This window comes from Bradyrhizobium sp. CCGUVB4N (genome assembly GCF_024199945.1).
Lineage (GTDB): Bacteria > Pseudomonadota > Alphaproteobacteria > Rhizobiales > Xanthobacteraceae > Bradyrhizobium.
The window spans coordinates 701,997-715,992 of record NZ_JANADP010000001.1; the positions used below are offsets into that span (position 1 = coordinate 701,997).

Below are 13,996 nucleotides of genomic sequence, written 5' to 3' on the forward strand. Positions count from 1 at the left end.
CCCGCAGGCGGCGGCCATCACCTCGTCCGTGCCGTTCTAGCACCCCATTCACGTCGTTTAACCCGTGCCCGGCCCTTTAAGGCCTTACCCCAATAGGCTCGCTTGCGCCCAGCAATTCAACCTGTCCCAAGAGACGTACGTCGATACGCGGCCCCACAGTCCCCTCAACCCAGCCTCGGACACGAACACGTCGATTTTCCAGAGACTTAAGGGGAATTCCGGCGCCCTCAAACGCCGGCAGCGCGCGCTTTGAAATAGTCACAGCAAAGCCGTGTGTCCAGTTCCGTCCGAAGTTGAGGTAGGTCGTTGCCCCAGCTTGCCGGACTGACAGGACTTTGCCCTCGACCACCATAAAGCGCCCGATCCCGGCCAAAATATCGTCCGGACTTTCCGCGTTTTTTATGGCCGACGGGTCAGCCCAGTTGCCCTTTTTTTGGCGCCTCGCCTCGGCCTCTGACGACATCAGGGCGGCGGCGCACGCTTTGTCCGCGATCTCCGCCGAAACCAGGGCGTCGCCCTGGGCGAGCAGCATGGCCTGCACCGAGGTGTCGCTTTCGGCGACGAACACCAGCGCGCCCTGGCGGCCATAGCGGTCGGGTGTGTCGTCCGCGCTGCGCAGTGCCACGTCGCGGCCGACGAGCAACGAGGTCAGCGCTTGCCTGGTCGATGCGGTGGGTTCGATTCCGGCGAGGCGAACTTCGCGACCATCGTCGAGGCGGATGCTGCGCGCGTCGACGACGGCGGCAACGCGACCTTCGCCCTGTGCCTCGAATTGGCACGGCGCGGCGAAGGCGGTGCGACCCGCGGCGAGAACAAATACGACGATGAGGTGAAGCCGTTGCGCCACGAGACCCGGAGAGGTTGCGTTACGAACCGATTTTAACTCAAGCGCGGTGTGGCGCGAAAGGGCTTCCTCACACTCCGTCATTGCGAGCGCCGCGAAGCAATCCAGAATCTTTTCGCGGAGACAGTCTGGATTGCTTCGCTGCGATCGCAATGACGTAAATATATTTGTCCGCAACACACCATTCCGCTTTGCGGAAATCGCGGACAGAACATGCGGCCTCTTCGCACCTGCGCTTGCTGGGCTCTTGCGCATGCGGCATGATTGCGGCAACAGCGTTTGCCAAGAGCAATAATCAAGCCGCCATTCAGAGCCAGGCGATCAAGGGAGGTTTTTCGATGAAGCATGTTTTGTCGGGCATTTTTGCTGCCGCGTTGGCTCTCAGCGCGAATGCTGCGCAGGCCCAGGACAAGCCACCCCTGAAGATCGGCGGCATCCTCGACATGTCGAGCCTCTATGCCGACATCACCGGCCCCGGCAGCGAGACCGCAGCCAAGATGGCGGTGGAAGATTTCGGCGGCGAGGTGCTGGGGCGCAAGATCCAGGTGATCGCGGCCGACCATCTCAACAAAGCCGACCTGTCCGCCAACCTCGCCCGCGACATGCTCGACAATCAGGGCGTCGAAATGATCTACGACGTCGCGGCGTCCGCGACCGCACTTGCCGCCGGCGAGATCGCGAAGGCACGCAACAAGATCATCATGTTCAACGGCCCGGGCTCGATCCGTCTCACCAATGAAGCCTGCGGCCCCTACACCATCCACTACGTGTTCGACACCTACGGCCAGGCCAACGTGACCGGCCTTGCGGCCGTGAAGTCGGGCCTCGACACCTGGTTCTTCCTCACCGCCGACTATGCCTTCGGCCAGGACCTGGAGAAAGACACCAGCGCGGTCGTGACGAAGACCGGTGGCAAGGTGCTCGGCGGCGTGCGTCATCCGCTCAACACGTCGGACTTTTCGTCGTTCCTGTTGCAGGCGCAGGCCTCGAAAGCCAAGGTGATCGGGCTCGCCAATGCTGGCGGTGATACCGTCAACGCAATCAAGCAGGCGGCCGAGTTCGGCATCACCAAGGGCGGCCAGAAGGTCTCGCCGCTGCTCGCTTTCGTCTCCGATATCGACTCGATCGGTCTCGAGACCGCGCAGGGCCTGCTGCTGGCTGAAGCCTTCTATTGGGATCTCAACGACGACACCCGCGCGTGGTCGAAGCGCTTCATGGAGCGGACCAAACGGATGCCGACCTCGGCGCAAGCCGGCGTCTATTCCTCCGTCATGCACTATCTGAAGGCGGTGAAGGCGGCCGGCACGACCGATGCGGCTGCGGTCATCAAGGTGATGAAGGACACGCCGATCAACGACTTCTTCGCCAAGAACGGCAAGATCCGTGAGGATGGTCGCATGATCCACGACATGTACCTGTTCGAGGTCAAGAAGCCGTCGGAGTCCAAGGGCCGCTGGGACGACTACAAGCTCGTCGCCACCGTGCCCGGCAGCGAGGCGTTCCAGTCGCTGGAGCAGTCGCGCTGCCCGCTGGTGAAGAAATAAAGATCGTCATTGCGAGCGAAGCGAAGCAATCCAGGAATGTTTCCGCAGAGATAATCTGGATTGCTTCGTCGCTTCGCTCCTCGCAATGACGGCGTGGTTATGGACAAGCAAAACAACAACAAGGGAGACGTCCCATGAACGACATGGTCCTGCAGAAGCTCGAAGGCGGACTGCTCACCATCACCATGAACCGTCCCGAGCGAAAGAACGCGCTCAATCCCGAGATGGTCGCAGGATTGGTCGAGGCGGCGCGGCGCGCGGCCGACGATCCCGAAGTGCGGGCCGTGCTGTTCAAGGGGGCGGGCGGCTCGTTCTGTGTTGGCGGCGACGTCAAGTCGATGGCGGCGGGCCGCGCGCCGCTGCCGTTCGAAGTGAAGATGGCGAACCTCCGCCGCGGCATGGAGGTCTCGCGCATCCTGCATCAGATGCCAAAACCCGTGGTGGCGCAGCTCGATGGTGCGGCGGCCGGTGCCGGCCTTTCGATGGCGCTGTCGTGCGACCTGCGCGTTGCCAGCGAGTCCTGCAAGATCACGACGGCCTTCGCCAAGGTCGGCTTCTCCGGCGATTATGGCGGCACCTATTTTCTCACCCAGCTGCTCGGTAGCGCGCGGGCGCGCGAGCTTTACCTGACCTCGCCGGTGCTGACCGCGAAGGAGGCGCATGCGATCGGCATGGTGACCAGGGTTGTGCCCGACGCCGAGATCGATGCGGCCGCGCATGAACTCGCGTTGTCGCTGGCGCAGGGGCCGTCGATTGCACTCGGCTACATCAAGCGCAACATCAACAATGCCGAACACTTGCCGCTGGAAGATTGCTTCGACGGCGAAGCCATCCATCACACCCGCTGCAGCGATACCGAGGATCACAAGGAGGCCGCGAAGGCTTTCGTCGAGAAGCGCAAGCCGGCCTTCAGGGGCGCATGACGATGGCGCCCTATATGCGGCTGCGGCAGATTTGTCTGGTCGCGCCGCAGCTCGCACCTGTCATCTCCGATATCGCCGAGATCATGGGCCTCGCCGTCTGCTACCGCGACGGCAATGTTGCCAAATACGGCCTGGAGAATGCGCTGCTTCCGGTCGACACGATCATGCTGGAGGTCGTCGCGCCCTTCAAGGGCGGGACCACCGCCGGCCGCTTCATCGAGAAGACCGGCGGCCGCGGTGGCTATATGGCGATCTTCTGCTGCAACGATCCGGACGAGCGCGGCCGCTACGCCAATGCGCTCGGCGTGCGCACCGCCAACGTCATCGACCATGCGCCCTATCACGGGGTGCAGCTCCACCCCCGCGACTGCCGCGCCGCTTTCATCGAGTTCAACCACACCGCAGGCAGTGACGACATTCTTGGCGCGTACCCGCCCGCGGGACCGGATTGGCAAAGCTTCATCCGCAAGGATGTGACGCAGGCGCTGACGGCCGTCGAGATGCAGAGCCCGGACCCGAAGGGATTGGCGACGCATTGGGGCAAGATCATCGGGGTCGCGGCTGATGGCCCTGAGCTGAAGCTGCCCAATGCGACGTTCCGCTTCGTGAAGGGGGCGAGCGAGATCATGAGCGCGCTGGAGTTTCAGGTGGCCGACGTGGCCCAGGTGCTGCACTCCGCCAAGGCGAAGGGGTTGGCGGTAGCCGGAAATGAGTTCCTGCTGGGTGGGGTGACGTTCCGGGTGAGTTGATTGGTTGGTCGTGATCCGTCACCCTGAGGTGCTCGCCTCTTCGGCGAGCCTCGAAGGGCGACGGCCACCGGCGGAGCCGTTCACCCTTCGAGGCTCCGCACGTGCCGCGTTGCGCCACGTGTCTCGCACCTCAGGATGACGGAGCAATATAAGAGCAAGGGTTCAATATGCCGCATCCGCTCGACAGCTTCTTCGCCCCCGCAAGCATCGCGCTGATCGGCGCATCGCGCGACCACGAAAAAATCCCCGGCCGATTGCTCGCGATGCTGCGCAAGAACGAGTATTCGGGAAAGATCTATCCGGTGAACCCGAACTACGCCGAGATCGATGGGCTCGCCTGCCACAAATCGATCGCGGAGATCGGTGCACCGATCGATCTAGCCGTCGTCATCATCCCTGCTCGTGCCGTGTTGCCGGCGCTCGAACAATGCGCGGCTGCCGGCGTCAAGAACGCCGTCATCATCTCGTCCGGCTTCGCCGAGGAGGGCGGCGACAGCGCGGCCATGCAGGACGCGATCGCAGCGCTGGCCAAGCGCACCGGCATGCGGATATCCGGCCCAAACGCCGAGGGCTTTTTCAGCCATGTGCAGCGCGTGGCGGCGACGTTCAGTCCGGCCGTAGACGTCAAGCCAGGTGTGGTGCCGCTGGTCGCCACGACGAAGCGGATTGGCATCGTCGCGCAGAGCGGCGGCATCGGCTTTGCCTATTATCACCGCGCCAAGGCGCTCGGGATCTCGACGAGCTACGTCGTCAGCGCCGGCAATGAATCCGATCTCGGCGCCGGTGAATTCTTGGACTACATGGTGCAGGACACCGCAACCGATGTGATCCTGCTGTTCATCGAGGGCATCCGCGACGTCGACAAATTCCTCGCGGCCGCGCGGCGCGCGGCGGAGTTGAAGAAGCCGGTCATCGTCACCAAAGTCGGCCGCTCCGGTGCGGGCGAGCGGGCGGCAGCCTCGCACACCGCGAGCATGGCCGGCTGGTCGGCGGCCTATGACGCGGTGTTCGCGAAATACGGCTTCATCGTCTCCAATGATCTCGACGAGGCGCTGACGATCGCGGCTTTGCTCGTGAGCAATCCGCTGCCGAAAGGCGATCGCGTCGCCGTGGTTACGACGTCGGGCGGCGCCGGTATCTGGGGCGCAGATGCGGTTGCGCTGCAAGGCTTGCAGGTGCCGGAACTGTCCGTGCCCATTCAAGCGGAGATCGGCAAGCTGATGCCGTCCTACGGCACCGCACGCAACCCGATCGATGTCACCGCGCAGGGCGTGACCTCAGGCGGCCTGCAGAAGAGCGTCGATCTGCTCACGGTGTCCGAAGAAGTCGATGCGATCCTGGTCGTGCTGTCGCTGTCGAGCGACGTGCGCAAGCCCTTCAAGGAGCCGGAGCTGACACCGGTTCTGGCCGTGCAGCACAAGCCCGTGGTGTTCTATTCCTATACGGTACCGTCCGACTTCGCGCGGCGCGAGATGGCGAAGTCGGGCGTTGTGGTCCTGTCTGGCCTCACCCATGTCGGCGTTGCGATGCGGCGGATCGTCGACTACGCGAAGTTCAGCCTGCCGAGGGCCGCCGACGAGGTGCGGCTGCCGGCGCGCGATCTCTCGGCGCACCTGACGTCGCCGGTTTTGTCCGAAGCAGACAGCAAGGCATTGCTCCGAGCCGCCGGCATTACGCTGCCGGATGAGGTGCTGGTCAAAGAGAAGAGCGAGCTGGATGCGGCGGTCGCCCGCGTCGGCCTTCCGCTGGTGATGAAGATCCAGTCGCCCGACATTCCGCACAAGAGCGAAGTCGGCGGCGTGCGCGTCAATATCAGCACCAAGGGTGAAGTGTTTCTGGCGTTCGAGGCGCTGGTCAACAATGCCCGCAAGCATCGGCCGGAGGCGGCCATTCAGGGCGTGCTGGTCGGGCCGATGGCGAAGAGAGGTGTCGAGATTATCGTCGGCACGATGACGGACAAGACGTTTGGCCCGATGATGATGGTGGGCCTCGGCGGGATCACCACCGAGCTGTTTCGCGACGTCGTCTATCGCCCCGCACCGGTGAGTGCTGAGGAAGCCGGCGCGATGCTGGCAAGTCTGAAGGCTGCGCCGCTGCTGAACGGATTTCGTGGAGCGGCAAAGGCGGATGTCGCGGCGCTGGCGCAGCTGATCGCGGATGTCTCAGTGCTTGCCGCGCGGCATGCCGGAGAGATCGCGGAGATCGAGCTCAATCCGGTGCTTGTGCATCCGGAAGGGCAGGGTGTGACGATCGTCGATGCGCTGGTGGTGGGGCGGAAGTAGCGCGTCAAATCCACACTGTCGTCCCGGCTTTCGCCGGGACGACATGGGAGAATGTGGTAACGCCAGAGTGATATGGCGAACGCCGCCGCAGTCACCGTCCCCTGAAATTCGCGACGCGCCGCTCTTCCGTGGCCTTCACGCCTTCCTTGAAGTCCTCGGTCGCGCGCAGGCGGGTTTGTTCGGCGAGCTCGTGGTTGGTCGCGGCCATGACGCGATCGGCGAGGCCGGCGCGCATCGTGGCGCGGGTGGAGAGCAGGCCGAGCGGGGAGCATTCGGCGATCTCGCCGGCGAGCTTCATCGCGGCTGATTTCACCTGGTCCTGTGGCACCAGCTCGTTGGCGAGGCCCCACTTGTACGCTTCCTCGCCGGTGACGCGGCGGCTGGTGTAGAACATCAGCTCGGCGTTGTTCTTGCCGATCAGCTCGGGCAGCGTCGTCGTCAGGCCGAAGCCGGGATGGAAGCCCAGCTTGGTGAAGTTCGCGGAGAAACGCGCTTCGGGGCAGGTGACGCGGAAGTCGGCCGATACGGCAAGCCCGAGGCCGCCGCCGATGGCGGCGCCCTGCACGGCCGCGACGATCGGCTTCTTGGCGCGGAAGATGCGCACGGCCTGGATGTAGAGATGGTTGATGGGGCCGAGATTGTCGGCGGGATCGCCCTTGGCCTTTTTCTCGGCTTCTTGCGCTTCCTGCGCCTGCCGCGCCGGATCGCCGAAATTGGCACCGGCGCAGAACGCCTTGCCTTGCGCCGAGAGAACGGAGGCGCGGATCTCGATGTCGCGATCGAACTCGTCGAGTGCGTCCGCGATCTGGTTGATCAGCGAGATGTCGAAGAAGTTGAGCGGCGGCCTGCGGATCTCGATGGTGCCGACGTGCCCGACTTTCTCGACGCCGATATCTTTGTAGGTGCTCATTCTTGTCTCCAATATCTCAGTAGCGAAGAACCACCTCTCCCATAGGGAGAGGTCGATTTGCGCCAGCAAATCGGGTGAGGGGATCAACTCTATCGTGCGACCCTAACCCCTCACCCGGCGCTACGCGCCGACCTCTCCCCATGGGAGAGGTGAACGGAGCCCGACGCCAGGGTTTCGATCCCATCTAGCGCAGACCAAGTCCGCGGGCGATGATGCCGCGCAGCACTTCGGTGGTGCCGCCCTGGATGGTGAGTTTCGGTGCGGTCTTGATCGCGAAGTCGAGCTGCCGCTCCAGCGTCTCGCGGTTGGTCGCGGTCTCCTCGACGAAGGCCGCAAGATCGCGCACGCGATGCGGGAGCTGCTGCTCCCAGACCGTGCCGATGTCCTTGACGATGGACGCTTCCACCACCGGCTCCTTGCCGGCCTGCAGCATGCCGGCCACCGAGACCGACATGCGGCGCATGGTGTGGAGCTGCGCCACCAGCCGGCCGATGCCTTCGGCGCTGCGCGTATCCGGATTGGGGCCGACCGCGCGGACCAGCTCGGTCAGCACGTAATAGGTCTCGAGAAAACGCTCGGGGCCTGAGCGCTCATAGGCGAGCTCTGACGTCGCCTGCTTCCAGGCGCCGTCGACCTCGCCGAGCACGTGATCCTCGGGCACGAAGAAGTCGGTGAAGACGACCTCGTTGAACTCGTACTGGCCGGTGATCTGGCCGATCGGGTTCACCTTGATGCCCGGTTGCTTCATCTTGACCAGGAACTGCGTCAGGCCGTGACGACGGTTTTCCTTGGTCGGCGGCGAGGTCCGGAAAATCGCGATCATGTAGTCGGCGATGTGGGCCGATGAGGTCCAGATCTTGGTGCCGTTGATGAGATAGCCGCCATCGGTCTTGGTCGCGCGCGTCTTGGCCGCGAACAGGTCGGAGCCGGAGTTCGGCTCGCTCATGCCGATCGCAAAGCAGATCTCGCCGCGGCAGATGCGCGGCAGGATATCCATCTTGATGTGCTCGGGCGCGTATTTGATCAACACGGGCCCGCTCTGGCGATCGGCGACGAAGAACCGCCGCGTCGGTGCGTTGGCGACGCGCATCTCCTCGGTGACCACATAGCGCTCGAGGAAGGAGCGCTCCTGGCCGCCATATTTCTTCGGCCAGGTCATGCCGAGCCAGCCCTTGGCGCCGACCCGGCGGGAAAATTCCGGCGCGTCGGTGTCTTCGCGATTGGGCTTGTGCGGATCGAAGGTGCCGGCAGCGATCTCTTCGGCGAGGAAGGCTCGCACTTCCTTGCGCAGTTGCTCGCACTTCTCGGGCAGGCGGATCGGATCGAAACGAAGAGCAGCGGTCATGTGTTTCGTTCCCTGTTAGCGCGACGCCACGAGTGGCCACAATTCATCGGCGCCTCTGGACGCGACGAGCTTGCCGAGCTCGACGGCCCAGTGGCTTTCGGAGCCGAAATCGTCACGCCAGGCCAGCGCCCGCAGCGAGTAGCGGTGCAGGATGTGCTCGATGGTGAAGCCGATCGCACCGTGGACCTGATGCGCGATGCCGCCGCCCTTTTCCGCGGCTTCCGCGCAGCGAATCTTCGCCGAGGCGGCTTCGAGGTAGACCTCATCATTGAAGGAAGTGGCGTTTGCGATGGCGTCGGCGGCCGAGGTTGCGGCTGCCAGCGCGGCGGCGGATTCGCCCGCGAGGCGTGCGAGATTGTGCTGCACCGCCTGGAATTTCGAGATCTTCTTCTCGAAGGCGACGCGCTCGTTGGAGTAGCGCACGGAGATGTCGAGCATGGATTCCAGCGCACCGGCGATCTGGAGGCTGCGCGCGACGCCGCCCATCAGCATCAGATTGGTCTGGTCAACGCCATCAGGCGCAACCTTGATGGTGACAGGCTGCACCTTGTCGAGCGTTACGGCATCGCTGTGGTCGTAGCCGAGATTGAGCCCGGATTCGATGCGGGCCTTGCCGGCATCGACCAGCGCGATCGAGACGCCGTCCTTGCCATGCGCGAGCACCGCAAAATGCTTGGCCGCCTTGGCAAAGGGCACGCCGCGGGCGCGGCCGGAGAGTGAGCCGTCGGCATCAATCGTGATGCGATCCTTCGGCGAGGCCGGCAGCACCGTCATCTCGCCTTCGGGCGAAGCGATCTTCGCCTGCGCCAACAGCCAGCCCGCGAGCATGGTCTCGGCCAGGGGAACCGCGACGGCGAAGCGACCGGCAGCGTTCAACAAGGCAAAACCATCGGCGAGGCTCGCGCCAGAGCCGCCGAGATCGTCGGGCACCCAGGCCAACGGCAAGCCGGCATCGCTCAGCGCCTGCCACAGCGGCGCCTGCCACGAATTCTTCTTGTCGTTGTTGATGGTCTGCGGATCGGCGAGATCGGCGAAGATCTTCTCCGCGGTCTCGACGACGATATTGTCACTCTCCGCCACAGCGTTCCCCGTGTTTTGCCATTGGCGCATCCTGCCCGAGGGGCGGCGCGCGATCTCTTCTTGCGCCCGATGATCCGAAAAAGCCATGGCCCTGACAAGCGTTGATCGCAGGCCCATCTGCATCGCCGGCATGGGGGCGAGGATCAAAAAATGCTAATTCCGCTTAGCGGAGTTTGCTCGATTTGCAGGGCGCGGCAAACTCGCTAAACAAGGCGCCACATTCAATCACGGGGAAGGAAATCCGGATGGCCAAGGACAGTTTGTGCGCAATCGTGACGGGGTCCGCATCCGGGCTTGGCGCTGCGACCGCAGAAATTCTCGCGCGGAGCGGGGCGCGGCTCGTCATCAACTATTCGTCGAGCAAGACCGAAGCCGAGGCCACGGCGGAGCTCTGCCGCAAGGCGGGCGCTGCCGAAGTGCTGGTCGCGCAGGGCGACGTCTCGAAGGATGACGATTGCCGCAGGATCGTTGCGGCCGCGAGCGGCTGGGGCAAGCTGGACATTCTCGTCAACAATGCCGGCACCACCAAGCATGTTGCCCACGGCAATCTCGACGGGCTCTCGGCGGAAGATTTCCAGCGGCTTTATGCCGTCAACACGATCGGCCCGTTCCAGATGGTGCGCGCTGCGCGCAGCCTGCTCGAGGCCGGTGCAAGCGCGTCGGGGCGCCCATCCGCCGTGGTCAACATCTCCTCCGTCGCCGGCATCAGCGGCGTCGGCTCGTCGATTGCGTATGCTGCGAGCAAGGGCGCGCTGAACACCATGACGCTGTCGCTGTCGCGCGCGCTGGCGCCCTTGATCCGCGTCAACACGGTATGCCCGGGCTATATCGACACGCCCTGGTTCACCAAGGGCCGCGGCGAGGAACAGGCAAAGCAGGTGCGCGACAGCGTGATCGCGAAGGTGCCGCTCAAGGTCGCATCTTCTGCCGAGGACATCGCGCAGCTCGTCTGCTTCCTGGCGATGCCGGCCTCCAGCAACATGACCGGCGAGGTCGTGCGCATGGACGCAGGGATGCATTTAATTACGTGAAGTCGCGCTTCGCTCGCGCGGCAAACATAGCCGTCGTCCCGGCCTAGTGCGCAATTGCGCACGGGGGGGCGGGACCCATAACCACAGGGCGTGGTTATGGCGCGAAGTCGGCAACTACCAATCTTCGCCAAACCAAGTTCGGTGGCTATGGGTCCCGGCCTTCGCCGGGACGACACCGAATTTGTTGATAGGCGAAGCGCAAAGCGGCCGTGACTACCCCTTGATCACGCCGCTCGCGACCAGGCGGTGCCAGATGAACAGCACCACCACCGCGCCGATCGTGGCCATGATGAAGCCCGCGCCTTGGTCCGGGCTGTAATGGCCGATGGCCTGGCCGACGAAGGTCGCCAGAAACGCACCGACGATGCCGAGGATGGTGGTGAGGATGAAGCCGCTCGGGTTGTTCGGTCCCGGTGCCAGAAAACGCGCGATGAGGCCGGCGACGAAGCCGACCACGATGATCCACAACAGGCCGCCCATGCTCATGTCAGTGCTCCCCTTGCCGAATGCGTAGATCCAACTTCGATTAAATTCGTCCCGAGATCTCGTTCTCGGTCGGCAGCCGTCCATCCGGCGTCAGATGATCGACCACCTGCGGCAGATATTGGCTGAGGCCGGAGAGCAGGTCGTCGCGCGACAGGCCGCTCTGGGCCGACAGGCTCTGGATCTGGTCGGCGCCGAGTGCGTTGGCGAGATCGCCGGGGCTGATGGCCTTGTTCTCGCCCTTGCCGACCCAGGTGCTCGCGGTCTCGCCGTGGCCACCCTGCTGGAGCTGGTTGAGGAGATCGCCGAGGCCGCCGCTGAGCACGGAGCCCGCCGCACCACCCGCGAGCAGGCCGCCGAGGCCGCCCTTGAGGACATCACCGAGGCCGCCACCGCCACCAAGCGCGCTACCGAGGCTGCCGCCCGGGCCCGCGTTCACCGGGGGAGGGACAGGTGTCGGCGCCGATTGCGGCGCGGCGCCCGGCTGGCCTGCGGTGATATGCTTGAATGCCTTCCAGGCGAGCAGGCCGAGGATTGCCATCGTCATCGGCGACATGCCGCCGGACGATTGCTCTGAGCTCGGGGTGCTCGGGCCGCGGGGACCGTTCTGCATGCCGTTGAGGACGTCGAGTAGACCCATGGTGCTCTCCTTTGGCGTCTCGTTCGGCGAGCTCTCGCCGCTGACTGCCCCCGGAGCAAAAACATATGGGGCTCTCATGACGGTTACAAGGCGGATGCGTCGTGATGGGCATGCCGCTCTACCTCTGCTATCGAAGGCCGGTCGTTAAGGGGAGCAAGGTCTGGTGGTTACGGATCGACCGATCGTGGTGGCCGGCGCCGGCGCCATCGGCTGTTTTGTCGGAGGCCAGCTGGCGGCTGCCGGCCGTCGGGTCGCACTGCTGGTGCGGCCGCGGGTGAAGACCGAGATCGAGCGGTTTGGCCTGCGGCTGACGGATTTCGACGGCGCCGAGACGAAGCTGGATGCGGGCCGGCTCGCGCTGTCGGAGGATCCTTCCATCTTCCACAGCGCCGGCATCGTGCTGGTCACGGTCAAGAGCGCCGACACGGCCGATGTCGCGGACCAGATCGCGCGGCACGCGCCTCGGGATGCCGTCATCGTGTCGTTGCAGAACGGCGTCGGCAATGTCGCGGTGCTGCAGGAGCGGCTCGGCGGCCGGCGCGCGCTCGCCGGCATGGTGCCTTTCAATGTGGTCGCAATGGGTGAGGGGCGTTTCCACCGTTCGACCTCCGGCGACATCACTGTCGGCGAAGATGCCGACAACACGGCTGCGGCGCTCTCGGTGCCGGGGCTCAATCTGCGCGCCAGCCGCGATATCGCCGGCGTGCAATGGGGCAAGCTGATCATCAATCTGAACAACGCGCTCAGCGCGCTGTCCGACATGCCGCTCGCCGCGCAACTGGCGAACCGCGACTGGCGAAGACTGTTCGCCGACCAGATGGCGGAAGGTCTGACCGCGCTGAAGGCCGCCGGCATCACGCCGGCCTCGGCAACGCCAATCCCGTCGAACTGGACGCCGACCCTGCTGAGATTGCCCGACATGATCTTCAACGCGATCCTGGGGCGGACGATGAAGATCGATCCCGAGGCACGCTCCTCGATGTGGCAGGATTTGAAGCAGGGCCGCAAGACCGAGATCGACTATCTCCAGGGCGCGGTCATTGCGTTGGCGGAGCAGAACAATGTCGATGCGCCGCTGATGCGCCGCATTGTTGCGCTGATCAAGCAGGCGGAGACGGCCGGGAAGGGCCCGCCGGGGCTTTCGCCGCAGCAGATCCGCGGCGCGGCTTGAGCGCGAGGGAGGAGCGGGATGAAGCGTTGTTTGATGATCGGGCTCGCGCTGGCCGCGCTGTGCGGCGCGTCGACGCTGGCCTGCGCCCGGCCACCGACCGTCACGAACTCTCCCGGCTACGATGCGCGCTTGCAGGAGAGCCGCAAGGCGTTGAGCAATTCACAGACGGCTCCGGAACCGGCTACGCCGCCCGTGACGACACCCAAGAAGAGCAAGAAGAAGCTGCCGAACTGAGGCAACAAACTCCACTGTCGCCGCAACTTTATCCCTTCTTCGCCGGCTTGCTCGGCGTCGGGCTGAACAGCTTCTTGATATCGTTCAGGCTCTCCGACAGCCGCGGCCATTCGCAGGAGAACGACCCCTTGGTGCAGGGCGTGCCCTTCTGGCGCAGCGCCTTCGGCCGTTCCACGGGCACCGGCACCCGCTCGACCTCGGTTCGCAGTGCGACCTGCTGAAGCTGCTGCACCTGTTGTTCCTGCTGCTCGCGCTGCTGCCGTGCCGTGGCATGGGCCGCTTCATTGCTGCGGCGCTGATCGGCGAGATAGGCGGTGTAGGATTCGTCGATCTTCTTCTGCTCGTCCGGCGTCGGGTTCGGCCCGGCGATGTCGAAGGTGCGATCCTGCAGGAAGTCGTAATACGTGTAGCCGCCGCCCGCCTTGCGCCGGCCCGCGAACTTGGCGTTGCAGTCTGCGAGCGCCGAGGTCTTCTCGGCCTTGGTCGGGGCTTTTTCGGCAGCGTCGGCGCATTCCTCGAAGTCAACCGGTGCGCGCTTCCACCATTGCGCGTGGGCATGCGACGACGTCAGCAGAAAAACTCCTGCTGCGGCAACGAGAAGCGGCGCCGCACGACGCGATGCAAACACGAACAACATTTTACGAGAGCATTCCCTGCGAAACTCAACCCAACCTGAGTCGGGCCTGATTTTTGCTCCATTATCGACGCCTTGTCACCCGTGGAACCCCGGAAAATCATGGCTGGGTTGCTGACATTTTTT

General features: G+C 64.4%; 14 protein-coding genes. 7 read left to right on the plus strand and 7 right to left on the minus strand.

Features of this window, described 5'->3' with window-relative positions:
* Positions 1–76: 76 nt before the first annotated feature.
* Positions 77–928 carry a thermonuclease family protein gene (locus NLM31_RS03280; RefSeq protein ID WP_254191440.1) on the minus strand — a complete coding sequence of 284 codons (852 nt, stop codon included), beginning with the start codon at positions 926–928 and terminating at the stop codon, positions 77–79.
* 254 nt (positions 929–1,182) lie between these two features.
* On the opposite strand from NLM31_RS03280, the gene NLM31_RS03285 reads away from it, so the two are divergent.
* The 4 genes from NLM31_RS03285 (at position 1,183) to NLM31_RS03300 (ending at position 6,342) form a co-directional block, all read left to right on the plus strand.
* Positions 1,183–2,388: an ABC transporter substrate-binding protein gene (locus NLM31_RS03285; protein WP_254191441.1), complete on the plus strand. Its 1,206-nt coding sequence runs from the start codon at positions 1,183–1,185 to the stop codon at positions 2,386–2,388.
* Positions 2,389–2,522: 134 nt separating this feature from the next.
* Positions 2,523–3,311 (plus strand): enoyl-CoA hydratase, encoded by a 789-nt coding sequence (locus NLM31_RS03290; protein WP_254191442.1) that lies wholly within the window; start codon positions 2,523–2,525, stop codon positions 3,309–3,311.
* Positions 3,312–3,313: 2 nt separating this feature from the next.
* A complete protein-coding gene (locus tag NLM31_RS03295) occupies positions 3,314–4,060 on the plus strand; it encodes a hypothetical protein (protein ID WP_254191443.1) in 747 nt (248 codons plus the stop codon).
* A 167-nt stretch (positions 4,061–4,227) separates the two neighbouring features.
* Positions 4,228–6,342, plus strand: coding sequence for an acetate--CoA ligase family protein (locus tag NLM31_RS03300; RefSeq protein ID WP_254191444.1), 2,115 nt, complete (start codon positions 4,228–4,230; stop codon positions 6,340–6,342).
* 91 nt (positions 6,343–6,433) lie between these two features.
* Here NLM31_RS03300 and NLM31_RS03305 read toward each other — a convergent pair whose 3' ends face one another.
* From NLM31_RS03305 to NLM31_RS03315, 3 genes are all read right to left on the minus strand, one after another.
* Positions 6,434–7,252, minus strand: a complete 819-nt coding sequence (locus NLM31_RS03305; protein ID WP_254191445.1) for an enoyl-CoA hydratase/isomerase family protein — start codon at positions 7,250–7,252, stop codon at positions 6,434–6,436.
* Between the two features lie 184 nt (positions 7,253–7,436).
* Positions 7,437–8,597, minus strand: coding sequence for an acyl-CoA dehydrogenase family protein (locus tag NLM31_RS03310; RefSeq protein ID WP_254127892.1), 1,161 nt, complete (start codon positions 8,595–8,597; stop codon positions 7,437–7,439).
* 15 nt (positions 8,598–8,612) lie between these two features.
* Complete coding sequence (locus NLM31_RS03315; RefSeq protein ID WP_254191446.1) at positions 8,613–9,677, minus strand: acyl-CoA dehydrogenase family protein; 1,065 nt, start codon at positions 9,675–9,677, stop codon at positions 8,613–8,615.
* A 245-nt stretch (positions 9,678–9,922) separates the two neighbouring features.
* On the opposite strand from NLM31_RS03315, the gene NLM31_RS03320 reads away from it, so the two are divergent.
* Positions 9,923–10,708 (plus strand): SDR family NAD(P)-dependent oxidoreductase, encoded by a 786-nt coding sequence (locus tag NLM31_RS03320; RefSeq protein WP_254191447.1) that lies wholly within the window; start codon positions 9,923–9,925, stop codon positions 10,706–10,708.
* Positions 10,709–10,921: 213 nt separating this feature from the next.
* Here NLM31_RS03320 and NLM31_RS03325 read toward each other — a convergent pair whose 3' ends face one another.
* Entirely contained in the window at positions 10,922–11,194 is a 273-nt protein-coding gene (locus NLM31_RS03325; protein WP_194479162.1) for a GlsB/YeaQ/YmgE family stress response membrane protein, read from the minus strand.
* Positions 11,195–11,234: 40 nt separating this feature from the next.
* Complete coding sequence (locus tag NLM31_RS03330) at positions 11,235–11,831, minus strand: YidB family protein (RefSeq protein ID WP_254191448.1); 597 nt, start codon at positions 11,829–11,831, stop codon at positions 11,235–11,237.
* Between the two features lie 163 nt (positions 11,832–11,994).
* Here NLM31_RS03330 and NLM31_RS03335 point away from each other — a divergent pair, with 163 nt between their 5' ends.
* Both NLM31_RS03335 and NLM31_RS03340 read left to right on the plus strand, forming a co-directional pair.
* Positions 11,995–13,002, plus strand: a complete 1,008-nt coding sequence (locus tag NLM31_RS03335) for a 2-dehydropantoate 2-reductase (RefSeq protein WP_254191449.1) — start codon at positions 11,995–11,997, stop codon at positions 13,000–13,002.
* A gap of 18 nt (positions 13,003–13,020) precedes the next feature.
* Complete coding sequence (locus NLM31_RS03340; RefSeq protein WP_254191450.1) at positions 13,021–13,236, plus strand: hypothetical protein; 216 nt, start codon at positions 13,021–13,023, stop codon at positions 13,234–13,236.
* 28 nt (positions 13,237–13,264) lie between these two features.
* On the opposite strand, the gene NLM31_RS03345 is transcribed toward NLM31_RS03340, so the two are convergent.
* Positions 13,265–13,873 carry a hypothetical protein gene (locus NLM31_RS03345; protein ID WP_254191451.1) on the minus strand — a complete coding sequence of 203 codons (609 nt, stop codon included), beginning with the start codon at positions 13,871–13,873 and terminating at the stop codon, positions 13,265–13,267.
* Positions 13,874–13,996: the final 123 nt, after the last annotated feature.